Raw genomic sequence first — 24,744 nt, 5'->3', positions numbered from 1 at the left:
TGTTTGAATGAATGATAATAAGGATAGGATAATCCCTGTTGAAATAGAAGAAGAAATGAAAAAATCTTATATAGATTATGCTATGAGTGTAATTGTTGGTCGTGCACTTCCAGATGTAAGAGATGGATTAAAGCCTGTTCATAGAAGAATACTTTATGCTATGAATGAACTTAATTTGATGCCTGATAAGTCATATAGAAAATCTGCCCGTATTGTTGGGGATGTTTTAGGTAAATATCATCCTCATGGAGATAGTGCAGTATATCTTGCTATGGTTAGAATGGCACAAGATTTTTCAACTAGATATCCATTAGTAGATGGCCATGGTAATTTTGGTTCTATAGATGGAGATTCGCCTGCTGCAATGCGTTATACAGAAGCGAGAATGTCAAAATTGACTTTAGAGCTTTTAAGAGATATAGATAAAAAAACAGTAGATTTTACACCTAACTTTGATGATACCTTAAAAGAACCGTCTGTTCTTCCGGCTAGATTTCCAAATCTTTTGGTAAATGGCTCAAATGGAATTGCAGTTGGGATGGCGACTTCTATCCCTCCACACAATTTAAGAGAAGTTATAGATGGAGTAATTCACCTTATAGATAATCCAGAATGTTCAGTAGAAGATCTTATGCAGTTTATAAAAGGGCCAGATTTTCCTACTGGTTCAACTATAATGGGTAAAGAAAATATAATATCTGCTTATAAAAAAGGAAAAGGAAGAGTAAAAGTAAGAGCTAAAGCTTATATTGAAGATATAGGAAAAGGAAAACAGCAAATAGTAGTTACTGAGATTCCGTATCTTGTAAACAAAGCAAAGCTCGTTGAAAAAATAGCGGATCTTGTAAAAGAAAAGAAAATAGAGGGAATTTCGGATCTTAGAGACGAGAGTAACAGAAATGGTATGAGAATTGTTATAGAGCTTAAAAGAGATGCTAATGCAAATATAGTACTTAATAAATTGTACAAGCATTCTCAGTTAGAAGAAAGCTTTAGTATAATAATGTTAGCTCTTGTAAATGGAGAGCCTAAGATTTTAAATTTAAAGCAAATGCTTTATTATTATTTAGAACATCAAAAAGATGTTGTAACGAGAAGAACAAAATTTGAGCTTAAAAAAGCTGAAGATAGAGCTCATATTTTAGAAGGTTTAAAAATAGCTCTTGACAATCTCGATGAAATTATAAAATTAATTAGAGCTTCTAAAAATGGACAAGAAGCTAAAGCTGGACTTGTAGAAAAGTTTTCATTAACTGAAGTTCAAGCTCAAGCAATTTTAGATATGAAACTTCAAAGACTTACAGGTCTTGAAAGAGAAAAGATAGATTTAGAATATGAGGAAATAATTAAAAAAATAAATAAATTAAAAGAAATTTTAGCAGATGAAAAAATATTGTTAAACTTGATAAAAGAAGAAATATTATTTATAAAAGAAAAATACGGTGATGATAGAAAAACAGATATACAAGCTGTTGAAGGAGAAATCAATATTGAAGATTTAATAGAAGATGAAGAAGTAGCGATAACATTAACTCATTTTGGGTATATAAAGAGAATTCCTTCGGATACTTATAAAAGTCAAAAAAGAGGAGGAAAAGGAATTTCAGCATTAACTACCAGAGAGGAAGATTTTGTAGAGCATTTAATAACAACATCTACTCATAGCAGAATATCGTTTTTTACAAACAAAGGAAGAGTATATAGAATAAATGTTTATCAGATACCTGAAGGTAAGAGACAGTCTAAAGGAACTGCTATTATTAACTTGCTTCCACTTGATAAAGATGAAAAAATAACAGCTTTAATACCGATAAGAAATTCAGAAGATGAAAAATATCTTGTTTTATGTACTAAAAATGGAATAATTAAAAAGACTGCTATAAGTGAATTTAGAAAAAGTAAAAGAAATGGTCTTATCGCTATAAATTTAAGAGAAGATGATGAACTTATAGGAGTAAAAATTACTAATGGAGAAGATGAAATAATTTTAGTTACTGAGAAAGGAATGGCTATTAGATTTACTGAAAAAGATATTAGAGAAAGTGGAAGGTCGGCGATGGGTGTTAAAGGTATAAGTTTGGATAAAGATGATAAAGTTGTTTCTATAGACCTTATAAATGAAGGATCAGAACTCTTAGTAGTTAGTGAAAATGGATATGGGAAAAGAACTCCTATATCTGAATATAGAGTGCAAAATAGAGGAGGAAAAGGCTTAAAAACGTATAATATTAATCAAAAAACTGGAAATTTAGTTGGAGCAAGAGTTGTTAATGAAGAAGATGAATTAATGATAATAAATTCAGATGGAGTTTTAATTAGATTTAATGTAAATGAAATATCGGTTTTAAGTAGAATAACAAGTGGTGTTAAATTGATGAGAACAGATGAAGAAACTTATGTAAAATCAATGGCTAAAATAATAGGAGAAGAATAGGATTTTATCCTATTCTTTTTTTAATATAAAAACATATTTAATTGTGATAAAATAATAGTATCTTAAAAAAGGAGTTGAGGGATATGGCTAAGAAAAGATATTTTTTATTTGGAAGTATAGTAGGCGCTGTAATAGCTTTATTATTTGCTCCAAAAAGTGGAAAAGAATCTAGAGTGTTGATTTTAAATAAAACAAGAGATATAGTAAATAATCCAGAGGAATTTAAATTAAATATGAAAAATAAAGTGAAAAGTATAATAAAACGTTTAAGTGAAGATTATGAAACAATAGAACAGCAGGAAGAAATAATAATAAGTAAAGTATTTGAAGAAGAGGAGAGTGAATAGAATTGGAAGTAAGTATGTGGCAATTAGGAGTTCTTTTAATTGGAATAGGTTTTTGTATAGGGTTTGTAATTGTTTGTATAAATTTAGGTATTATATTTAAAAGGTCTAGTGAAATATTAGTTAAAATAAATAAGATATTAGATGAAAATGAAAAAAAGGTTGGAAATATTGTGAATAATGTGGATAATATAGTTAGTAGTGTGGATAAAATAGTTTCTATAGGAACAAGTATATCTAATTTTTTAACTGGAATTAAATTTGTAAGTAATATACTTAATAGAAACGACAAAGGGAGGAATGTAAAAAATGTCACTTGTGATAAATAAAAATTTTAATAATGATAAAAATGTTTGGAATATAGAGTTAAAAGGAGAAATCGATATATATACTGCAAATGAATTGAAAAAAGTTTTAATAGAAGTAGTTTCAATTAATCCTCAAGATATAATATTAAATGCATCAGAACTTGAATATATAGATTCTACAGGACTTGGAGTGTTAATTGGAGTATTAAAGAGATTGAGACAACAAGGAAAGGATATACATATAATTGAGGCAAAGAAAAATGTAAAAAAATTATTTAATATAACTGGTTTAGATAAAATTTTTAAAGTGGAGGGATAAAACTGATGCCAGTAATTAATAATGAAGAAATTGGAGATAAGATAATAGAATCAATAGATATGACTGTTCCAAGTAAACCTGAATATGTAGGGGTTATAAGACTAACTGTTTCAGCTATAGCTAACAGGATGGGATTTAATATAGATGAAATAGAGGATATAAAAGTAGCAGTAGCAGAAGGTTGTACTAATGCAATAAAACATGGATTAGATGATAAATTTTATATTAATTTTGAAATAGGTAGTGATAGTTTATCTATAGTAATAAAAGATAATGGAAAAGGATGTAATGTAGAAGAAATAGATGAACCTGATTTACTTAATCTTAAAGAGGGAGGACTTGGTCTTTTTATAATTAAAACTCTTATGGATGAAGTAGAGTTTGTATCAAAAAAAGGAAAAGGATGTCAAATCAAAATGATTAAATTTTTAGGGGATGATATTTGATGAAAAATGTAGCAAAAGCTACAAATGCAGATGAACTATTGACTGATAAAGAATTGTTTTATTTGTATAAAAAAACAAAAGATGTAAAGATAAGAAATATTTTAGTAGAAAGATATATGTATATAGTTGATATACTTTCTAAAAAATTTATAAATAAAGGGATTGAATATGAGGATATTTATCAAGTTGCATCTGTAGGTTTGATATATGCAATTGATAGATTTGATATAGATAAAGGATATGAATTTTCAAGTTTTGCTACTCCAACTATTGTAGGTGAAATAAAAAAGTATTTTAGAGATAAAGGATGGGCAGTTAGAGTTCCTAGAAGAATTCAAGAGTTGTCTAAAAAAATAAATAAAGCAAAAGTTGAACTTCAGCAAAAAAATCAAAAACCTCCTAAGGTAAAAGATATAGCAAAGTATTTAGGGTGTTCTCAGGAAGAAGTTTTAGAGGCTATGGAAGCATCGTATGGATATAAAACAATATCTTTAGATTTAAACTATGATAATAATGGAGATGATAAAGACATAAGGTTAATGGATTTAATGGGAAATGAAGATAAAAATTTTAAAGAAATAGAAGATAAAGATTTTATAAATGTTTTTATAAATAAATTAAATGAAATTGAAGTGAAAATAATTAAAGATAGATTTTTTAATGATAAAACACAGAGTGATATAGCAAAAGAACTTGGAGTATCTCAAATGACAGTATCGAGATTAGAAAGGAAAATAATATTTAAACTTAAAAAAGAATATGAAAAAGTAATATAGATAACTAAATAAATAAAAGAGTTACAAATACAATCTATTGTAACTCTTTTATTGTGTTATACATTTATAAAAATATATATTTTTAAAAGGAGGGTTTTATGGATACTTTAAATAGAAGAAAAGAAATAGAAAAAATACTAAATAATAGTATAGAACCTATAAAAGGAGCTGATCTTGCAGATAAATTTAATGTTAGTAGACAAGTTATAGTTCAAGATATAGCAATACTTAGAGCTAAGGGGGTTAATATTATAGCAACTCCTCAAGGATATTTATTTCCTAAGTTTGAAAATAAAAATGTAATTAAAGTTATAACATCTAAACATCATTCTAATATAAAAGAAATAAAAGAAGAATTATCTATAATTATAGATATGGGAGGAAAAATATTAGATGTAATTATAGAACATCCTATTTATGGAGAAATAAGAGGTATTATAAATGTATCTTCAAGAAAAGAGCTGGATGAATTTATTCATAAACTTGAGATTACAAATTCTCAGGGAATATCTAGTTTAACAAATGGAATTCATTTTCACACTATAGAGGTAAAGAACGAAGATGTTTATTGTGAAATAATAAAAAAATTAGAGGATAAAGGATACTTGCTAAAAGTTAAATAAGGTGATATATTTTTTATAGCAGGTGACAAGACAGGAGAATATACACGTAATTATTATAAGGAGGAATAGAAATGCTAGAAGAAATAGCAAGATTAAAAAAGGAGAAAAACATTAAAATATTTGCTCATAACTATCAAAATCATGAAGTTCAACAAGTTGCAGATTATATAGGAGATTCTTTTTATTTGAGTAAGCTTTCAAAAGAAGTTGATTGTGAAACTATTATTTTTTGTGGAGTTAAATTTATGGCAGAAACTACAAAAATACTATCTCCAGATAAAAAAGTAATATTGCCAGTAGAAGAAGCTTTATGTCCCATGGCTCATATGATAAGTCCAGAAGATATAATAGAATTTAAAAAGACTCATCCTGATTTTAAAATAGTAGCTTATATAAACACTACTACTGATATTAAGGCTTGTGTAGATGTATGTGTAACATCTTCAACTGCTGTTAAAATAATAGATTCGTTGGAGGAAAAAAACATATTATTTGTTCCGGATATGAATTTAGGAAATTATATATCTAAAAAAATAAAAGATAAAAATATAATATCTTGGAATGGATATTGTAATGTTCACGATAGAGTTACTAAAGAAGAAGTTATAAACATGAAAAATAAATATCCAGATGCTCCTATACTTGTTCATCCAGAATGTAGAAAAGAAGTAGTAGATTTAGCTGATTTTGTTGGATCAACATCTGAAATAATAGAATATGCAAAAAGTATTGATAAAAAGAGAATAATAATTGGAACAGAAACAGGAGTTTTACATGTTTTAAGAGATTTAAATCCAGATAAAAAATTTGATTTATTATCTCCAAATTTAATATGTATAAATATGAAAAAGACTACGTTAGAAGATGTATATAATGCTGTGACCGGAAAAGGTGGGTTGAATATAGAAATAGAAGAAAATTTAAGAGTTAAAGCTTTGAATAGTATAAAAGAGATGATAAGACTTGCAAAGTAATAGAATGCTTTATGATGTTATTGTTGTAGGCTCTGGGATAGCAGGATTATATACATGTCTTAATTTGGATGAAAAATTTAAAGTATTATTATTATCAAAAAGAGAATTAGATTTAAATAATACTTCATTAGCACAAGGTGGAGTAGCTGTTGTTCTTGATAAAAATGATAAATTTGAATATCATATTGAAGATACTTTAGTTGCAGGAAATTATAAAAATAATTTAGATAACTTAGAAATAATGGTAGAAGAAGGACCGAAAGATATAGAAAAATTATTAAATTTAGGAGTTGAATTTGATAAAGATATAGAAGGTAATCTTTTAAAAACACTTGAAGGAGCTCATAGTAAAAGAAGAATAGTACACTATAAAGATAAAACTGGAAGTGAAATAATAAATAAGTTGATTAAAAATGTAAAAAATAAAATAAACATAGAAATATTAGAAAATGCATTTTTGGCTAATATAAAAAAAGATAAATTATTTAAATTGAATGTATTAAAAGATAATAAAAATTATGTATATTATACTAACTATCTAGTACTTGCTACTGGTGGAATAGGAAAAATATATAAATATACAACAAATTCGGCAATAGCAACTGGAGATGGAATTGCCATGGCTCATATTTTAGGAGCTAATATAAAAGGACTTGATTTAATTCAATTTCACCCAACAGCTTTAAATGTAGAAAATAATGAAAGATTTTTAATATCGGAAGCAGTAAGAGGAGAAGGAGCTTTTTTATTAAATAATAAATTTGAAAGGTTTATGAATAAATACGATAAGAGAGGAGAACTTGCACCTAGAGATGTAGTATCAAAAGCTATTATTGAAGAAATTAATAAAACTAAATCTGAAAAAATATACTTAGATATATCTTATAAAGACGATGAATTTATAAAAAACAGATTTCCAAATATATACAGAAATTGCTTAAAATATAAAATTGATATTACAAAAGATAAAATACCTGTATATCCTTCGCAGCACTATTTAATGGGAGGTATAGATGTAGATAAAAATGCTCAAAGCAGCGTAGATAATTTATATGCTGTAGGAGAATGTTCTCATACTGGAGTTCATGGAAATAATAGGCTTGCAAGTAATTCATTATTAGAAGGATTAGTATTTTCAAGAAGAGCAGCACAAAATATAAATAAAAAAGGAAAAGTAAATTTAAAAATAGATAGTAAATTAAAATGTGAACATATAATTGGAAATATAAAATTAGATTGTAAATACAAAAATGAAATACAAAATATAATGCAGAAATCGTATTTTGTCAATTTAAACAAAAATGAAGCTGAAGAAGGAATAAAAAAAATAAAGCAGATATTAAAACAATTAGAAAATAATAATTATATAAAAGATGTGCACTATTATGAAACTAGAAATATGGCAATAATATCAAAATTGGTGTTAGAGGAGAGTTTGAAAAATGGTAAATAATTTAATAATAGATAATATTATAAAAAGTGCATTGATAGAAGATATAAACTATATAGACATTACAACAGATAATTTAATAGAAGATAATCATATTTCAAAGGGAAAATTTTTAGCGAAAGAAGATGGAATAATTTGTGGAATTGAAGTAGCAAAAAGAGTATTTTTTATATTAGATGAAAAAATAAAGTTTCACGTGTTACGAAATGATGGTGAATTTGTAAAAAAAGGAGATATAATAGCAACGGTTGAAGGAAGTACTAAAAATATATTAAAGGGAGAACGAGTATCTCTTAATATAATACAGAGGCTTTCTGGAATAGCTACTAAAACTAATAAAATAGTTAATTTAGTGAAAGGATATAATGTAAAGATAGTGGATACAAGAAAAACCACTCCAAATATGAGGGTATTAGAGAAATATGCAGTAAAAATAGGCGGAGGATATAATCATAGATATAATTTATCAGAATCTATAATGATAAAAGACAATCATATAAAAGCTTTAGGAAGTATAAGAGAAGCTGTAAATAAAATAAAATATAAAATAGGTCATACTGTAAAGATAGAAGTAGAAGTTAAAAATTTAGATGAATTGAAAGAAGCTTTAGATTTAAACGTGGATATAATATTGCTTGATAATATGAGTATAGATGAAATGAAAAAAGCAGTAAAAATAAACAACAATAAAAGCATATTAGAAGCGTCAGGGAATATAAATGAAGAAAATATAGTTGATGTAGCTAAAACAGGAGTAGATATTATATCTATGGGAGCATTAACACATTCATTTAAATCTTTAGATATATCTATGAAAATAATATAATGGAGGGTTATTGTGAGAGAATATTTTACAAAAACTTTAAATGGAATGGCTCTTGGACTTTTTTCATCGCTTATAATAGGACTTATATTAAAGCAAATTGGCGATCTATATAATTTAAATAGCATATCGACATTTGGAAAAACTGCTCAATTTTTGATGGGACCGGCAATAGGAGCTGGAGTAGCATATTCTTTGGGAGCATCTCCTCTTGTAATATTTGCATCTTTAATTACAGGGGGAATAGGCGCTCAAACTGTTAATTTAACAGAAGCTGGAGCAATGTTGAAAATAGGAGATCCTGTAGGCGCCTTTGTTGCATCATTAATTGGAGCTGAAATAGGAAGATTAATTTCAGGTAAAACTAAAGTAGATATAGTGTTAGTTCCAGCAACTGTAATAATTATTGGAGGATTTGTTGGAGTATTTATATCTCCAGTAATATCGTCAATGATGATTGCTTTAGGAGATTTTATAAATAAAGCTACAGAATTAAAACCTATACCTATGGGGATAATACTAGCTATTACAATGGGAATGATTTTAACACTCCCTATAAGTTCAGCAGCACTTTCTATAGCTTTAGGTCTTAATGGACTTGCAGCTGGAGCTGCACTTGTTGGATGTTGTGCTCAAATGATAGGATTTGCAGTTTCTTCGTATAAAGAAAATGGATTTGGAGGATTTATAGCACAGGGATTTGGAACTTCAATGCTTCAAGTTCCAAATATAATAAAAAATCCTTTTATTTGGATACCACCTATACTTACAAGTGCTATTTTAGGACCATTATCTACTACTGTATTTAAGATGAAAACAAATAGTATAGGAGCTGGCATGGGTACTAGTGGTCTTGTTGGTCAGATTTCAACCATGGCTGTAATGGGAAAAAGCTCTATAACTAATATATTAATTCTTCACTTTATTCTTCCTTCAATTATCACATTTTTAATATCTGAGTTTATGAGAAAAAAAGGATATATAAAATACGGAGATATGAAAATTAACAGTTAAGTCGATAGTGTTGTACTATCGACTTTTTTATAATGAATAGGAAATTATATTCCTATTTAAATTGTGGATAAATATAAATTCCGTTATGAGTTGCAAAAAAGTCTACATTGTAAAATCTTTAGAATAAAGACTTTTTTATAAATTAATGTATATAAAAAATATATTTTTTGATATACTATTATCAACAAAATTTATTATATGAATATTTTTCCAAAAGGGAAGGAGGAAAAATTTTGAGTAAATCTAAAAAAATACTTACATCGTTTTTTGTATTAATTATAGTTACTGTATTTGGATTTTTTTCTCAAATAGTAACTTTTTTAGCAGATTACAATTGGTTTAAAGAAGTCGGTTATACATCTACGTTTATAAGACAAATGTTTTCAAAGTTATATATAGGAGTTCCTTTGTTTTTTATACTGAGTTTTATAATATATCTCTATTTAATTAGCATAAAAAAGAGCTATTACTCTCATATGAATATTATAGTTAACAAAAGCGAAGAAAAACTTATAAATATAATAACAATTATAGGGGCAATGTTTATATCTTTATTTTTTAGTATGAGAATATCATCTAGTCTTTGGATGGAGATACTTCAGTTTAAAAATTCCACATCTTTTAATATAAAAGACCCTATATTTAATAAAGATATATCGTATTATGTATTTAAATTGCCATTAATAAATCAAATATTAAATATATTAATAGGATTTTTGATATTTTTATTTATAGTAACGATTATTTACTATTTAATGTTAGCATCATTTAAGAAATTTCATAAATTTGGAGAATTTGATAATGTAAGAAATATAAGTGATTTTTCTAGTTTTGGAGATACAATCAGAAATGTAGTGAATTTAGCTTTAAATCAAATAGCTATTATAGGGGTTGTATTTTTTGTGATAATAGCTATTAAAAGTTATTTGGCTACTTTTAATCTTTTGTATTCTCCAAGAGGAGTTGCTTATGGAGCAAGTTATACGGATATAAAAGTAAATTTGTTAGTATACAGACTTCAAGCTGTAATCGGTATAGTTTCAGCTGTATTTATAATTATTGCTTATATTAGAAAAAAATTAAAAATAGCTTTAATTGGACCTGTTCTTTTGATAATTATAAGTATAGGTGCATCTGTTGTTGAAAATGCAGTTCAAAATTTTATAGTATCTCCTAATGAAATTGCTAAGGAGAAGAAATTTTTGGAATATAATATAAACTATACTAAAAAAGCTTATAATTTAGATAAGGTAAAAGAGGAAAATTTTTTGGCAGAGCAAAATATAACGATAGAAGATATATTAAAAAATGAACAGACTTTAAAAAATATAAGTATAAATGATTATAGACCTACTAAAGAAACGTATAATCAACTTCAAAGTATAAGAACATATTATACGTTTGATGATATTGATATAGATAGATATATAATAAATGGAAAATTAACTCAAGTATTTTTATCTCCAAGGGAAATAAATAAGGAAAAACTTGAAAGTCAAGCAAAAACATGGCTTAATCAACATATAAAGTATACACATGGATATGGTATAACAATGTCTCCTGTTAATGAAGTAACTCCTGGTGGAGAACCTAACATGATAATAAAAAATATACCACCAGTATCAAATGTAGATAGTTTAAAAATTACAAGACCTGAAATATATTTTGGAGAACTTACAAATGATTATATAATTACTAATACTTCAGAAAAAGAATTTGATTATCCAAAAGGAGAAACAAATGCTTTTACAGAATATAAAGGAAAAGCTGGAATAAAATTAAATCCTTTTAATAGACTTTTATATGCAATAGATCAAAAAAGTTTTAAGCTTTTAGTAGCTGGAAGTTTAAATTCAAATAGTAAAATAATATTAAATAGAAATATAAATGATAGAGTTAAAAAAATAGCTCCTTTTTTATCTTTTGATCAAGACCCGTATATTGTTTTAGTAAATGGAAAACTTTATTGGATTATAGATGGATATACATATACTTCTAAATATCCATATTCTCAACCTTATTCAGATAATGGGATAAATTATATAAGAAATTCATTTAAAGTGGTTATAGATGCTTATAATGGGGATACTGATTTTTATTTAATAGATAAAAATGATCCTATAATAAAAACATATTCAAAAATTTTTCCGGATTTGTTTAAGTCAATAGATAAGATGCCAAAAGATATAAAAGAACATATAAGATATCCTCAAACATTATTTGATATACAAGCTAAAGTATATGAAACTTATCATATGAAAGATACTGGAGTATTTTATAACAAGGAAGATAAGTGGGAAGTTGCAAAAGAGGCTAGAAAAGAAGGAAAAGAATCGGAAGATATGGAATCAAACTACATTACATTTAAACTTCCAAAAGAAAAAGAAGCAGAGTTTTTATTGACAATACCGTATACTCCAAGAGGAAAACAAAATATGACAGCTTTATTTGTCGCAAGAAATGATAAAAATAAATATGGAGAACTTATAGTATATAAGTTTCCTAAAGAAAAGAATATATTAGGACCTGAGCAAGTAGAAGCAAAGATTGATAAAGACCCAGAAATATCTAAAGATTTAACACAGTGGAATACAGGAGGTTCTAAAGTTATAAGGGGAAATCTTTTAACTATACCTATTGAAAATTCAATTTTATATGTTGAACCTCTTTATATAAAATCAGATTCTAAAAATAGTATACCTGCTGTAGAAAAAATATTTGTAGCATATAAAGATAGGGTTGTTATGAGAGATACTTTAGAAGATGCATTAAATGCTATGTTTAAAGGAAATCAAGAAATTACTTTACCAGATGCAACTGATAAGGATATAATTAATTTAAATAAAGATGAATTAATTAAAAAGGCAAATGATATTTACGAAAAAGCTCAACAATCTATTAAAAATGGTGATTTTTCAAAATATGGTCAATATATAAATGAATTAGGTGAAATTCTAAAAAAACTTAAAGAACCTGTTAAGTAGTTAAATTAAAAGTCCCATATTAGTTTAAAATAATATTGGGACTTTTTAAATATATAAAAAGGAGTATGGTTTATGAAGACATTAAAGATATTTCAAGACATTCAAGTTGATTTTATAAAATATGTTGCAGATTATGGATTTAATATTTTGGGTTCTATTTTTATAATCGTTATTGGTTTTTATATTTCTAAAAAAGTAAAGAATTTAACAAAAAAGTTTCTTCAAAAATCAAATATAGATGTTTCTTTAGTGGCGTTTATATCTCAACTTGTTTATGTTCTTTGTCTTGTGTTTGTTGGAGTATCTGCTTTAAATAAGCTTGGTATGTCTACAACATCTTTTGTAGCAGTTCTTGGAGCTTCTGGATTTGCTATAGGTCTTGCTTTTCAAGATTCTCTTTCTAATTTTGCATCGGGTATTTTGATATTGATATTTAAACCTTTTAGGACAAATGATTATATACAAGGAGCAGGTACAGAAGGTACAGTAGTTGAAATGCAGATATTTAATACAATACTTAAAACGCCTGATAATAAAACAATAATAGTGCCTAATTCTAAACTTACATCAGATAATATAATTAATTTTACTTTTCAAGATAAAAGAAGAATAGATTTTGTATTTGGAATATCTTATGATAGCGATATAAGAACCGCAAAAAATATTATAGAAAAGGTGTTTAATGAAGAAGAAAGAGTTTTAAAAGATCCAAAGCCTGTAATAGGAGTTTATGAATTTGCTGATAGTTGTGTAAATATAGCTGCAAGACCATGGGTGAAAACTGAAGATTATTGGGATGTATATTACAGTTTAATGGAAAAAATAAAGTATGATTTTGATAAAAATGGCATAGAAATTCCATACCCTCAGAGAGTTGTATATCATAAACAAATAAAAGAAGAAAAAAATGATTAAATTACATTAAATGTGGAAAAATAATAAGTAATAAATATTAATTGAAGGGGTGTATTAAATGAAGTTAAAGGGAACAAAAACATTGGAAAATTTAATGAAAGCTTTTGCTGGGGAATCACAAGCTAGAAATAGATATACTTTTTATGCTGAAAGAGCAATAGAAGAAGGATATGATCAGATAGCAGAATTGTTTTTAGAAACAGCGGATAACGAAAAGGCTCATGCCGAAATATTTTTTAATCATTTAAGAGATGGCTTGGAAGGAGATGATTTTCCATCTACAGTAGATATTAGCACTGCATATCCAGTTGCCATGGGGACTACTTTAGAAAATTTAAAGGCGGCAGCTATGGGAGAAAATGAAGAATGGGACAAGATATATCCAGAATTCGCTAAGATAGCTGAAGAAGAGGGATTTAAAGATATTGCAGTATCTTTTAAGATGATAGCAAAAATTGAAGCCAAGCATGAAGCTAGATATTTAAAGCTTGCTAAAAATGTTGAAGAGAATAAAGTGTTTAAAAAAGACAATAAAGTTGAATGGAAGTGTAGAAATTGTGGATATGTGCACGAAGGGGAGTCTGCTCCAAAAATGTGTCCAGCTTGTAAAGTAGAGCAGTACTATTTTGAAATGCACTGTGAGAATTATTAATAATTTTTACATTTTATACTTGAAATAATTTCTAAAAGTGAGTATAATATAGGACAAATAGATAGTAATAACCCTAAAAGCTATGAAGGAAAATAGTAAAAAATTAATTGTCTTCAGAGAGTGAGTGGTTGGTGAGAACTCATGGCAATTGTTTTTGAATCCGTTCCAGAGCTGTTAAACTGAAATTAAGTAGGTTTAATCGGTTTAGTCGCCGTTAAAGACTTTGAGAGGGTTTGATATTAACCAATCAGGGTGGCAACGCGGAAGATTATAGCTTTCGTCCCTTTATAGGGATGAAGGCTTTTTTGTTTTGGTATAAAAATTTAAAGGAGGTATAGCGGATGTTAGATATAAAAAGAATAAGAAAAGATTTAGATGAAATAAAGAAAGCCATGGCAAGGCGTGGTGAAAAAGATTTTGATTTAGATTTAGTAGTAGAACTTGATGATAAGAGGAGAGAGCTTCTTCAAAAAGTTGAGCAAATGAAAAATGAACAAAATGTAGCATCTAAAGAAATACCTAAACTAAAAAAAGAAGGAAAAGATATTTCTGAAACAATGGTTAAATTGAAAAAATTGTCAAATGAAATAAAGGAACTTGATGAGAAAGTTAAAGAAGTAGAAGAGCAAATTAAATACAATTTAATGAGAATACCAAATGTACCTAATCCTAATGTTCCACAAGGAACTACAGATGATGACAATGTAGAAATAAGAAAATGGGGAGAACCTACAAAATTTGACTTTGAACCAAAAGCACACTGGGATATTGGAACTAATTTGAATATATTAGATTTTGAAACTGCAGGAAAAATAACAGGATCAAGATTTACTTTATATAGAGATTTAGGAGCTAGACTTGAGAGATCATTAATAAACTTTTTTATAGATACTCATACAAGTGAACATGGATATACAGAGGTTTTACCTCCGTTTATAGCAAATAGAGATAGTTTTACTGGAACTGGGCAACTTCCAAAATTTGAAGAAGATATGTTTAAACTTGAAGGAAAAGAGTATTTTTTAATTCCAACAGCAGAAGTTCCAGTTACAAATATTCATAGAAATGAAATAATAGATGGAGATAAACTTCCTATACAATACTGTGCGTATACACCGTGTTTTAGATCAGAAGCGGGATCAGCTGGTAGAGATACAAGAGGGATTATAAGACAACATCAATTTAATAAAGTAGAATTAGTTCATTTTACAAAACCAGAAGATTCTTATGAAACGCTTGAAAAACTTACAAATAATGCAGAAAAAATTCTTCAAAAATTAGGACTTCCTTATAGAGTTGTTAAAATATGTACTGGTGATTTAGGATTTACAGCTGCATTTAAATATGATATAGAAGTTTGGATGCCAAGTTATAATAGATATGTAGAAATATCTTCTTGTTCAAATTTTGAAGATTTCCAAGCGAGAAGAGCAGGTATAAGATTTAAGAGAGATAAAAAATCTAAAGCTGAATATGTTCATACATTAAATGGGTCTGGACTTGCTGTGGGTAGAACTGTTGCAGCAATACTTGAAAATTATCAGCAGGCCGATGGATCAGTTTTAATTCCAGAGGTTTTAAGACCTTACATGGGTGGAATAGAAAAAATAACTGTAAAATAAGAAGTATAATAAAAATTACAAAGGAACAAAATGTTTTTTCATTTTGTTCCTTTGTAATTGTATTTTATTAACAAATAATACTGTTATTACAATAATAAATGAGTTGAATTATTATATCAAATATGATATTATAAAAGTTGTCATGTATATTGAATATATATGAATTTTCCTAAACAATGTCTAGGAGGAAAAATGGATCATTCTTTTTACATGAAAGAAGCTCTTAGAGAAGCATATAAAGCATATTTAAAAGAAGAAATACCAGTAGGAGCTGTTGTAGTAAGAAACAATGAAATAATAGCTAGAGCACATAACCTTAGAGAAACTCTTAAAGATCCTACGGCGCATGCAGAAATACTTGCTATAAGGGATGCATCACGAGTTTTAGGAGGTTGGAGGCTTATAGGGTGTAGTTTATACGTAACTATGGAGCCTTGTATTATGTGTTTAGGAGCTATAGTGCAATCAAGAATAGAAAATTTGATAATAGGAGCTAGAGATACAAAATCTATAGATTGTGAATATAAATCAAATTTTAAAAAAGAGTATTTAAATGATAATATAAGTGTAACTTTTGGAATATTAGAAGATAAATCTTCGAAAATATTGAAAAGATTTTTTAAAAAATTGAGAAAGCGATAAGGAGAGATGTCCGAGTTGGTTTAAGGAGCACGCCTGGAAAGCGTGTATACAGGAAACTGTATCGCGGGTTCGAATCCCGCTCTCTCCGCCAACAGAATTTAATATAGTTTATAAGTTTGCTGTGCTAGACGGGGAGGTAGCGGTGCCTTGTAACCTGCAATCCGCTATAGCAGGGTTTAAATCCATCTGGAGGTCTAATTCTTGTAGAGCTGACCTAAATAAGTGGTGATGATGTTTGGGTCCTGTGCAATGGAAGCTCACGAACCCCGCCAGGTCCGGAAGGAAGCAACGGTAAGTGATTACTTTCATGTGTCGCAGGGGCGCCTAAATTGAGCTAACTGTTTAGGTAACGTCTATGAGATTAGAACGAAGGATGGTGCACAGCATTTAATATAAAAATTAATCCCTTGATTAGGGATTTTTTTATAACGAATAGGAAATTATATTCCTATTTAAATTGTGGATAAATATAAATTCCGTTATGAGTTGCAAAAAAGTCTACATTGTAAAATCTTTAGAATAAAGACTTTTTTATAGATTGAAATTTATTTAAATATTATGTGTAAAAATAAAGATAAAAGGGAATAATTATATATGAAAATAAATATATATTTTAATTTCTCCCCTAATTTGAAGACTTCTTTCCCCCACAGAAGTCTTTTTTTTAATTAATTTTAATAAGCAATATCAATATTTATTTTTGATTTTAGAGGTGATTTTATGAACAAGGCATTATACAGAATATATAGGCCGCTTAATTTTAAAGATGTTATAGGGCAAGAACATGTAATAAAAACATTAAAAAATCAGATAGAAAATAATAATATAGCTCATGCATACTTATTTTCAGGAACTAGAGGAACGGGGAAAACATCTACTGCTAAAATATTTGCAAGAGCTGTTAATTGCTTAAATTTGAAAAATGAAGAGCCTTGTAATGAATGTGAAGTTTGTAAGGGTATTCTTTCAGATAGTATTATGGATGTAATAGAAATAGATGCAGCATCTAATAATGGGGTAGATGATATAAGAGAATTAAGAGAAAATGTTAAATATCCTCCTACAAAGGGAAGATATAAGGTATACATAATAGATGAAGTACATATGTTATCTCAGGGAGCTTTTAATGCTCTTTTGAAAACTCTTGAAGAACCTCCCTCTTATATAATATTTATATTAGCAACAACAGAACCACATAAAATACCTGCAACTATATTATCGAGATGTCAAAAATTTGATTTTAAAAGGGTACGGGTAGATGATATAATTGCGAGAATGAAAAATATATGTAGAGATATTAATGTAGAGATAGATGAAAAAGCTCTTAATTTAATTGCTAGAAATTCAGGTGGAGCTTTAAGAGATGCTTTAAGTATACTTGATCAATGTGTTTCATATAGTGAAAATAAAGTTGAGTATGAAGATGTTGTAAATTTGCTTGGGACTGTGAATATAGATTTTTTGTTTAAGATGAGTGAATATATTATAAATGAAGATGCTAAAAGGGCTCTTGAACTTTTAAATGAACTGATTATTTGGGGGAAAGATATAAAGCATTTTTTAGATGATTTAGTGGATCATTTTAGAAATTTAATGATATGTAAAGTGTCTGATGAATTGTATGAGATAATAAATCTTCCTGTTGAAACAATAGGTATTTTAAAAAGTCAGTCTGAAAGATTGGATTTAAATGATATAATAAGAGTGATAAATATATTATCAGATGCTCAAAATAATATAAAATATTCATCTAATCCTAGAATTTTAGTTGAAATAACTATAATGAAATTGTCTCAACCAATTTTAGACAAAAGTAATGAATCTATTTTAAAGAGAATACAAAAGATAGAAAGTGTAATTAGGAATGGAATTAAAATTGAAAGACAAGTTAGCATTTCGGGTAAGGAAAATAAGGAAATTAAAAATAAAAGAAGAGATATAGTAAAAGATGTTAAGGATCCAAATGTTGAAGAAATAGAAAAATTATGGCCTGAAGTTTTAGATTGTATAAAAAGAGATAAAAATGTATCAGTTCAAGCAATGCTTCGAGAGGTGAAAAGTTTTAAAATAGAAAATGATACTCTTATTATAGTATTTGATGATGAATTTAGATTTATTAAGGATAGATTGAATAGAGATGAAAATAAAAATTACATACAAAATGTTATAAATGAGGTAACTAATCAAGGTTTAAAAGTAAAAATGTCGTTAAAATCTGAATTAATGGATTTTAGAGATGAAGGTAAAGAAGATGAAGGAATAAAAATTTTAGAAAATGTATTTCCAAAAGATATAATTGAAGTTAAAAATTCTATTACAGATGTTTAAAATATAATATATACAATTATATGTTATAATATGTCTTAGATTAAATTTAAAGGGAGGTTTAATTGATTATGGCTAGAAAGGGATTTCCAGGAGGAATGCCTGGTAATATGAATAACATGTTAAAACAGGTTCAAAAGATGCAAAAACAAATGGAGAAAATGCAATCAGAACTTGAAGAAAAAGAAGTTGAAGCTTCTGTTGGTGGAGGAGCAGTTATTGTTAAAGCTAATGGAAAGAAAGAAATATTAGATATAATTATAAAACCAGAAGTTGTGGATCCGGATGATATAGAAATGCTTCAAGATTTAGTATTATCAGCTGTAAATGAAGCGTTGAGAAGTGCAGATGAAATGGTAAATTCACAAATGGCTAAGTTAACAGGTGGACTTAATATACCTGGATTGTTTTAGATAGAATTAAATTAGGTTTTTATTAAATAAAACTAGATGTTAATGAAATACCAACAAAAACAAAATATTTAGTCTTATTTTTAATAAACACAAAGAAAACTTTATGCTTAATTATAAAAATATAAATCAAGTAACTACTCTACATTTTCATTATGGAAAATTAGTTGCTTGATTAAAAAAAGAGAGGTGAACAAAAGTACCGTTGGCTTGCGGTATAGCATTGTAGAGATATGCTATTATGTACACTAATATTTGTAAAAATATTGAGTGTATGAGTAAAATCTATAATCTTTATATATTTATTTAGATTTTTATAGATTTTACAAAGCTGAGTATATGCAAATTTACTCTGGACCGATAGAAAGGCTTATAGAGGAATTCACGAAGCTTCCTGGCATTGGAAAAAAAACTGCTCAAAGGCTTGCTTTTCATGTAATAAATATGAATATTTCAGATGTTGAAAAGCTTTCTAATGCGATACTTGAGGCAAAAAAAGAAATAAAATATTGTTCCATATGTTGCAATATAACAGATAAAAATCCTTGCAGTATTTGTTCAAATAAAAATAGGGATGAAGAAGTTATATGCGTAGTTGAAGATCCAAGAGATGTAGCTGCCATGGAGAGAACTAAAGAGTTTAAAGGCAAGTATCACGTTCTTCATGGAGTTATATCTCCTATGGATGGAGTAGGACCTGATATGATAAAAATAAAGGAACTTATTGAAAGATTAGGTAATCAATCTGTAAAAGAAATAATATTAGCAACAAATCCAACGATTGAAGGGGAAGCTACGGCTATGTATTTAGCTAGACTTATAAAGCCTTTAGGTATAAAAGTTACAAGAATAGCTCATGGACTTCCTGTTGGAGGAGATTTAGAATATGCAGATGAGGTAACTATCCTAAAAGCATTAGAGGGAAGAAGAGAGTTGTAAATGGTTATTGAAAGAAAGGAAGTGAATAAAAGTACCATTAGATTGTGGTATAGTATTGAATTTATGAATGAAAAAAATGTTTATGAAAAAGATATAGAGTTTATCGTGAAAAAGAAATCAAAATTAAAAAAATTAAAAGTTCAAAAAACGAGAAATAGTGTATTTAAAAATAATTATAAAAATTTTGAGTATGATTATGAAGAAGATTTCTATGATCCAGATAATTATTTTGATTAGTTTAAAAGCCGGCAATTTGCCGGCTTTTAAGTTAGTGATTTTGTTTCGTTTAATTTTAATTCTATTAAATTAGCTATATTTTCTGCTGAATTTAATTTTTTTATTTTTTGTATATTACTTTTTAAGTTATTTAGTCTATCTGGATTATCTATTAAAAGTTTAATCAACATTTTTAAGTTGTATTTTTCTGTTGTTTTTAGTGCAACTCCATTGTTTAAAAGGAAATCTAGGTTTTCTTCTTCTTGTCCGGGAATATAATATGGTATTATCATTGGAACTTCTTTTATTAAAGCTTCAGTAGTTGTAAGACCTCCCGGTTTTGTAATAAGTATGTCGCAAATAGATAGAATATCATTCATTTTATTTGTAAAAGGGAGGACAACAATTTTTTTATTTGTCTTATAAGAAGATAATGTTTTTTCTATTTTCTCTTTTAAAGAAATATTTTTTCCTGTTATTACTATAATTTGAAAATCTCTATTTATTTCTAAAAGATCTAAAAAAGCTTCTTTTATATTGCCGGCTCCAAAACTTCCTCCCATTAAAACAATTGTAAATTTATCATCTAAATTGAGTTCTTTTTTTATTTCTTTTTTATTGTCAATTAAAAATGATTTTTCAATAGGAATTCCATAAGGATATATAGTATTTTTATTTATTCCTTCTTCTATTAAAAGATATTTTACAAATTCATCTCCAACTATGTAACAATCTATTTCGTTTTGAATCCAAGTAGAATGAATTGTATAATCAGTTAATATGGATATTATAGGAATATTTATTATATTATTTTTTTTGAGATTACATATAGCCATTAATGGAAATGGATGAGTTCCTATTATAGCATCTGGTTTTTTTTCGTGTATTAATTTTCTTAATTTTTTAATCATGTAGTTTAATATTAGATTGCTTTTTATTTCATTTTTTGTTATTTTTAAATCTGAGATTTTATAGATAGTGCCATATGCTTTAGGCGTGTACATAGCTGATTTTTCATATCCTTTAGAAATGATTTTATCTATTGTAGGACTTACGAATTTTAAACTATCTATTATTTCACATTGAATATTTTTAGTTGAAATTTCTTCTTTAATTGCTTTAGCTGCTCTGTTATGACCACCACCTGTAGATGCTGAAAGTATTAAAACTTTTTTCATATTAAAGTCCCCCTATTCTATAACCTTTTTAAAATAAATATATATCTATTTTAAAAAATGGGCATATTATACTTATAGAGTATAAGTAATACTAATTATATTATAATAAATAAAAAAAAACTATCTATTATACTAACCAAAAATTAAAATCTTATTATAATTGAAAAATATGTTTGAAATTGTTTTTTTAGGAAATGTATTAAATATATTTTAAAACTTGAAGGAGGATTTTTATGGATAAAACAGTAGAAATATATACAAGTAATACATGTGGATATTGTCATATGGCAAAGGACTATCTTAATGAAAAAAATGTGAAATATATAGAACATAATATATCCGAAGATGTTAATGCTAGAAAAAAATTAATGAAAATGGGATATATGTCAGTACCTGTTATTGTGATACAAGGGGAAGAAATATTAGGATTTGATAAAAATAGAATTGATGAGCTATTACAGAAATAAAGAAATTTTTAGACTGTTAACAAATTTGTTGTTAACAGTCTTTTTGATATGATTAAAATATTAATTCCTCTCCTGGAGTTAGTATTTTTGTAATACAAAAAGTGTTTTTTTCTTTTAATTCATTTGGATTTGCTTTTATAACTTCAAATGTATCGTAGTGCATAGGAACTACTATTTTTGGTTTAATAAAATCTATAGCTTTTAAACAATCTTCAATATCCATTGTAAATGTTCCTCCTATTGGAAGTAGAGCTATATCTATATTTTCATCTTTTAAAAGATTCATATCCATTGTAAGCCCTGTATCTCCTGCGTGGTATATTTTTTTATTTTGTATTTCGAGTAAAAATCCACATGGATTGCCACCGTATATTATATGAGTACCTTCGCAAATACCAGATCCATGAAGTGCAGGAGTCATTTTTACTTTTCCGAATTCTAGTGATATTTTTCCCCCTATATGCATAGGTTTACATTTTATATTGTATTTAGATAGGTATAAGTATATTTCAAAATTACATATTACGGTGCTATTATATTTTTTGGATAGTAGTGCTGTATCTCCTAGATGATCTGAATGTCCGTGGGTTACTAGTATGTAGTCTATTTTAGGGATATCATTTAGGGGGATTGGGCATTTAGGATTATCTTTTATATATGGGTCTATTAAAATATTAAAGTTGTCAGTATGGATAAAAAAAGTAGAGTGACCTAAAAATTTTATTTTCATAAGATACACCTCCCTATTAATATTATAACTAAAATTTAAAGAAATTACTTAATATTTGGTATTTTAAATAAAAAAAGAGCCGAGAAGGCTCTAATTTTTTGTAGTAACATCGTCTTTTAATATTTCTTCTGGTGGAAGTTTTTCCATTGTAATTCCTGTAAATCCATAGAATATAGATATTAGAGGATTTATTAAATTTAAGAAAGCAAATTTTAAATATAAAAATGGATGAACTCCAAGGGTTGCAAACATATATGCACCACATGTATTCCAAGGAATAAGTGGAGAAGTTAAGGTGCCAGAATCTTCGAGTGCTCTTGATAAGTTTTTAGGATGAAGCCCTTTTTTTCTATAAGCATTTTTATACATTCTACCTGGTATAACTATAGATAGGTATTGTTCTCCTGTAACTAAGTTTACAAATATACATGAAAATATTGTTGCAACTATTAAAGATCCTGTTCCTTTGGCTAGTTTTAATATATTTTCTGCTATTACTTCGAGCATACCTGTTTTTTCAAGTATTCCTCCCAAAGCTAATGCACATAGTATAAGTGATACGGTGCCCATCATTCCGTCAAGTCCACCTTGACTTAGTAAAGCATCAACTGATTCAATTCCTGTTTTTGATGTAAATCCGTAATGAGCTGCATTTATTATATCTCCAAGTGAAGATTTTTGAAATATAAATGCAAATAATCCTCCGAGAATTGAACCTGTAATAAGACCAGGGATAGCAGGAACTTTCAATATAACTATTGTAATTACAAGAAGTGGAGGTATAAAAAGTAGTGGGTTTATGTTAAAGTTAGATGATAGAGTTTCTAGAATTTGATTTATAGAAGCGGGATCAAGATTTTTTCCTGAATATTTAGCACCTATAAATCCATATAAAATCAATGATATTATTAAAGATGGTGCGGTTGTGAATAACATATGTTTTACATGGTCAAATAGATTACTACCTGCCATGGCTGGAGCAAGATTTGTAGTATCAGATAGAGGTGACATTTTATCTCCAAAATAAGCACCAGATATAATAGCACCGGCAACTATATAATTGGGAATACCAAGACCTTGGCCTACACCTAAAAGAGCAATACCTACAGTGCCAGCTGTAGTCCAAGAAGATCCAGTAGCAAGAGCAACAATAGCACATATTAAACAAGTAGCAATTAAAAATATTCCAGGTGATAATATTTTTAGTCCATAAAAAATCATAGTAGGAACTACACCGCTTAATATCCAAGTTCCGATTATTGTACCTACTATCATAAGTATTAATATTGCTTGCATTGCCATGTTAATTGTTTTTAAAATACCTTCTTCAAGTTCATTCCATGAATAACCAAGTCTTAAATTAGCCATAAGAGCAGCAATTATTGCTCCACATATTAAAGGAATGTGAGGTGATGCTTTGTATACAAATACTGAAATGCCTAAAAATAAAATTAAACAAAAAATAGGAATAAGAGCTTCGAGCAAATTGGCTTTTCTTTTTACTTTTGACATTAAATAATACCCCCCAAAAAATAAATTTAGTCATTATAAATAAACATTTTTTATATTATAATATAAATCTTCTGAAAATTCAATATATTGCTTTGCTGCAAATATCAATATAATATTAAAAAATAACAGAAGTTTAGCACTTAAAAGTTTTTTAGGTAGAAGAGCTTTGGTTTATAAAATAAAAAGGAATTGCAATATAAAAGCATTCTTTTTATATGAAATCTCTAAAAAAATAAAAAAAGTGTTGACAATGAAAAATAAAAATGATATATTATTACTTGTCCTCGATGAGAGGGCAAAAAAATTGAACTTTGAAAACTAAACAGTAGGTAAAGCCAGTAACGAAATTTTGTTTTGAGAGTTTGATCCTGGCTCAGGATGAACGCTGGCGGCGTGCCTAACACATGCAAGTCGAGCGAGGAGAAAAGAGCTTGCTCTTGGAACCTAGCGGCGGACGGGTGAGTAACGCGTGGGTAACCTGCCCTATACACACGGATAACATACCGAAAGGTATGCTAATACGGGATAAAGCTAAGATAAGGCATCTTATCATAGTCAAAGCGAAAGCGGTATAGGATGGGCCCGCGTCCCATTAGCTAGTTGGTGAGGTAAAAGCTCACCAAGGCGACGATGGGTAGCCG

The 24,744-nt window shown here is 27.7% G+C and carries 24 protein-coding genes, 1 tRNA gene, 1 rRNA gene, 1 other RNA gene and 1 other annotated feature; of the genes, 24 read left to right on the top strand and 3 right to left on the bottom strand.

Annotated elements, in window-relative coordinates:
* Positions 1-7 precede the first annotated feature (7 nt).
* From gyrA to BUA19_RS07330, 22 genes are all read left to right on the top strand, one after another.
* Positions 8-2,434, top strand: a complete 2,427-nt coding sequence (gene gyrA / locus BUA19_RS07435; RefSeq protein ID WP_072725227.1) for a DNA gyrase subunit A — start codon at positions 8-10, stop codon at positions 2,432-2,434.
* A gap of 83 nt (positions 2,435-2,517) precedes the next feature.
* Positions 2,518-2,781, top strand: a complete 264-nt coding sequence (locus tag BUA19_RS07430; protein ID WP_072725225.1) for a YtxH domain-containing protein — start codon at positions 2,518-2,520, stop codon at positions 2,779-2,781.
* 2 nt (positions 2,782-2,783) lie between these two features.
* Positions 2,784-3,107 (top strand): hypothetical protein, encoded by a 324-nt coding sequence (locus BUA19_RS07425; protein ID WP_072725223.1) that lies wholly within the window; start codon positions 2,784-2,786, stop codon positions 3,105-3,107.
* Positions 3,088-3,405: an STAS domain-containing protein gene (locus BUA19_RS07420; RefSeq protein ID WP_072725222.1), complete on the top strand. Its 318-nt coding sequence runs from the start codon at positions 3,088-3,090 to the stop codon at positions 3,403-3,405. Before BUA19_RS07425 ends, BUA19_RS07420 begins: the two co-directional genes overlap by 20 nt.
* A gap of 5 nt (positions 3,406-3,410) precedes the next feature.
* A complete protein-coding gene (locus BUA19_RS07415) occupies positions 3,411-3,851 on the top strand; it encodes an ATP-binding protein (RefSeq protein ID WP_072725220.1) in 441 nt (146 codons plus the stop codon).
* A complete protein-coding gene (locus BUA19_RS07410; protein WP_072725218.1) occupies positions 3,851-4,627 on the top strand; it encodes a SigB/SigF/SigG family RNA polymerase sigma factor in 777 nt (258 codons plus the stop codon). The genes BUA19_RS07415 and BUA19_RS07410 overlap by 1 nt, the downstream gene beginning before the upstream one ends.
* A 98-nt stretch (positions 4,628-4,725) precedes the next feature.
* Positions 4,726-5,250 carry a transcription repressor NadR gene (locus BUA19_RS07405; RefSeq protein WP_072725217.1) on the top strand — a complete coding sequence of 175 codons (525 nt, stop codon included), beginning with the start codon at positions 4,726-4,728 and terminating at the stop codon, positions 5,248-5,250.
* 71 nt (positions 5,251-5,321) lie between these two features.
* Positions 5,322-6,224 (top strand): quinolinate synthase NadA, encoded by a 903-nt coding sequence (gene nadA / locus BUA19_RS07400; protein WP_072725215.1) that lies wholly within the window; start codon positions 5,322-5,324, stop codon positions 6,222-6,224.
* Positions 6,214-7,677, top strand: a complete 1,464-nt coding sequence (locus BUA19_RS07395; RefSeq protein WP_242939261.1) for an L-aspartate oxidase — start codon at positions 6,214-6,216, stop codon at positions 7,675-7,677. The genes nadA and BUA19_RS07395 overlap by 11 nt, the downstream gene beginning before the upstream one ends.
* Entirely contained in the window at positions 7,667-8,500 is an 834-nt protein-coding gene (gene nadC / locus BUA19_RS07390; RefSeq protein ID WP_072725213.1) for a carboxylating nicotinate-nucleotide diphosphorylase, read from the top strand. Before BUA19_RS07395 ends, nadC begins: the two co-directional genes overlap by 11 nt.
* 12 nt (positions 8,501-8,512) lie before the next feature.
* Positions 8,513-9,511, top strand: coding sequence for a PTS transporter subunit IIC (locus tag BUA19_RS07385; RefSeq protein WP_278280456.1), 999 nt, complete (start codon positions 8,513-8,515; stop codon positions 9,509-9,511).
* A 233-nt stretch (positions 9,512-9,744) separates the two neighbouring features.
* Positions 9,745-12,495 (top strand): UPF0182 family membrane protein, encoded by a 2,751-nt coding sequence (locus BUA19_RS07380; protein WP_084601988.1) that lies wholly within the window; start codon positions 9,745-9,747, stop codon positions 12,493-12,495.
* A 72-nt stretch (positions 12,496-12,567) separates the two neighbouring features.
* Positions 12,568-13,410 (top strand): mechanosensitive ion channel family protein, encoded by an 843-nt coding sequence (locus tag BUA19_RS07375; RefSeq protein ID WP_072725211.1) that lies wholly within the window; start codon positions 12,568-12,570, stop codon positions 13,408-13,410.
* 58 nt (positions 13,411-13,468) lie between these two features.
* Positions 13,469-14,062: a rubrerythrin gene (gene rbr / locus BUA19_RS07370; protein ID WP_072725209.1), complete on the top strand. Its 594-nt coding sequence runs from the start codon at positions 13,469-13,471 to the stop codon at positions 14,060-14,062.
* Positions 14,063-14,135: 73 nt separating this feature from the next.
* Positions 14,136-14,350, top strand: a binding site (T-box leader).
* A 53-nt stretch (positions 14,351-14,403) separates the two neighbouring features.
* A complete protein-coding gene (gene serS / locus BUA19_RS07365; protein WP_072725207.1) occupies positions 14,404-15,684 on the top strand; it encodes a serine--tRNA ligase in 1,281 nt (426 codons plus the stop codon).
* A 192-nt stretch (positions 15,685-15,876) separates the two neighbouring features.
* On the top strand, positions 15,877-16,326 hold the full coding sequence (locus BUA19_RS07360) for a nucleoside deaminase (RefSeq protein WP_072725205.1): 450 nt from the start codon (positions 15,877-15,879) through the stop codon (positions 16,324-16,326).
* A tRNA-Ser gene (locus BUA19_RS07355) sits at positions 16,327-16,417 on the top strand.
* 28 nt (positions 16,418-16,445) lie between these two features.
* Positions 16,446-16,710: signal recognition particle sRNA large type (gene ffs, locus BUA19_RS07350), an RNA gene on the top strand.
* Between the two features lie 336 nt (positions 16,711-17,046).
* Entirely contained in the window at positions 17,047-18,654 is a 1,608-nt protein-coding gene (gene dnaX / locus BUA19_RS07345; protein ID WP_072725204.1) for a DNA polymerase III subunit gamma/tau, read from the top strand.
* A 68-nt stretch (positions 18,655-18,722) separates the two neighbouring features.
* Complete coding sequence (locus tag BUA19_RS07340) at positions 18,723-19,064, top strand: YbaB/EbfC family nucleoid-associated protein (RefSeq protein ID WP_072725202.1); 342 nt, start codon at positions 18,723-18,725, stop codon at positions 19,062-19,064.
* Positions 19,065-19,400: 336 nt separating this feature from the next.
* The gene (gene recR / locus BUA19_RS07335) at positions 19,401-20,000 is read left to right on the top strand and encodes a recombination mediator RecR (protein WP_072725200.1); all 600 of its coding nucleotides are present in this window, start codon (positions 19,401-19,403) and stop codon (positions 19,998-20,000) included.
* Entirely contained in the window at positions 20,001-20,237 is a 237-nt protein-coding gene (locus BUA19_RS07330; RefSeq protein WP_072725198.1) for a hypothetical protein, read from the top strand. It begins immediately after the preceding gene.
* Positions 20,238-20,263: 26 nt separating this feature from the next.
* Here the strand turns inward: BUA19_RS07330 and BUA19_RS07325 are convergent, their stop codons facing one another.
* On the bottom strand, positions 20,264-21,394 hold the full coding sequence (locus BUA19_RS07325; protein ID WP_072725196.1) for an MGDG synthase family glycosyltransferase: 1,131 nt from the start codon (positions 21,392-21,394) through the stop codon (positions 20,264-20,266).
* A gap of 233 nt (positions 21,395-21,627) precedes the next feature.
* Here BUA19_RS07325 and BUA19_RS07320 point away from each other — a divergent pair, with 233 nt between their 5' ends.
* Positions 21,628-21,861 carry a glutaredoxin family protein gene (locus BUA19_RS07320; protein WP_072725194.1) on the top strand — a complete coding sequence of 78 codons (234 nt, stop codon included), beginning with the start codon at positions 21,628-21,630 and terminating at the stop codon, positions 21,859-21,861.
* A gap of 52 nt (positions 21,862-21,913) precedes the next feature.
* Here BUA19_RS07320 and BUA19_RS07315 read toward each other — a convergent pair whose 3' ends face one another.
* Positions 21,914-22,591 carry a metal-dependent hydrolase gene (locus BUA19_RS07315; RefSeq protein ID WP_072725192.1) on the bottom strand — a complete coding sequence of 226 codons (678 nt, stop codon included), beginning with the start codon at positions 22,589-22,591 and terminating at the stop codon, positions 21,914-21,916.
* Between the two features lie 90 nt (positions 22,592-22,681).
* On the bottom strand, positions 22,682-24,103 hold the full coding sequence (gene nhaC / locus BUA19_RS07310) for a Na+/H+ antiporter NhaC (RefSeq protein WP_072725190.1): 1,422 nt from the start codon (positions 24,101-24,103) through the stop codon (positions 22,682-22,684).
* 350 nt (positions 24,104-24,453) lie between these two features.
* Here nhaC and BUA19_RS07305 point away from each other — a divergent pair.
* A 16S ribosomal RNA gene (locus BUA19_RS07305) occupies positions 24,454-24,744 on the top strand; the annotation flags it as partial.

The sequence above is a fragment of the Tepidibacter thalassicus DSM 15285 genome (assembly GCF_900129915.1).
GTDB lineage: Bacteria > Bacillota > Clostridia > Peptostreptococcales > Peptostreptococcaceae > Tepidibacter > Tepidibacter thalassicus.
Note: the sequence above shows the minus strand (reverse complement) of the source record. Positions and strands in the feature narration are given on the sequence as shown.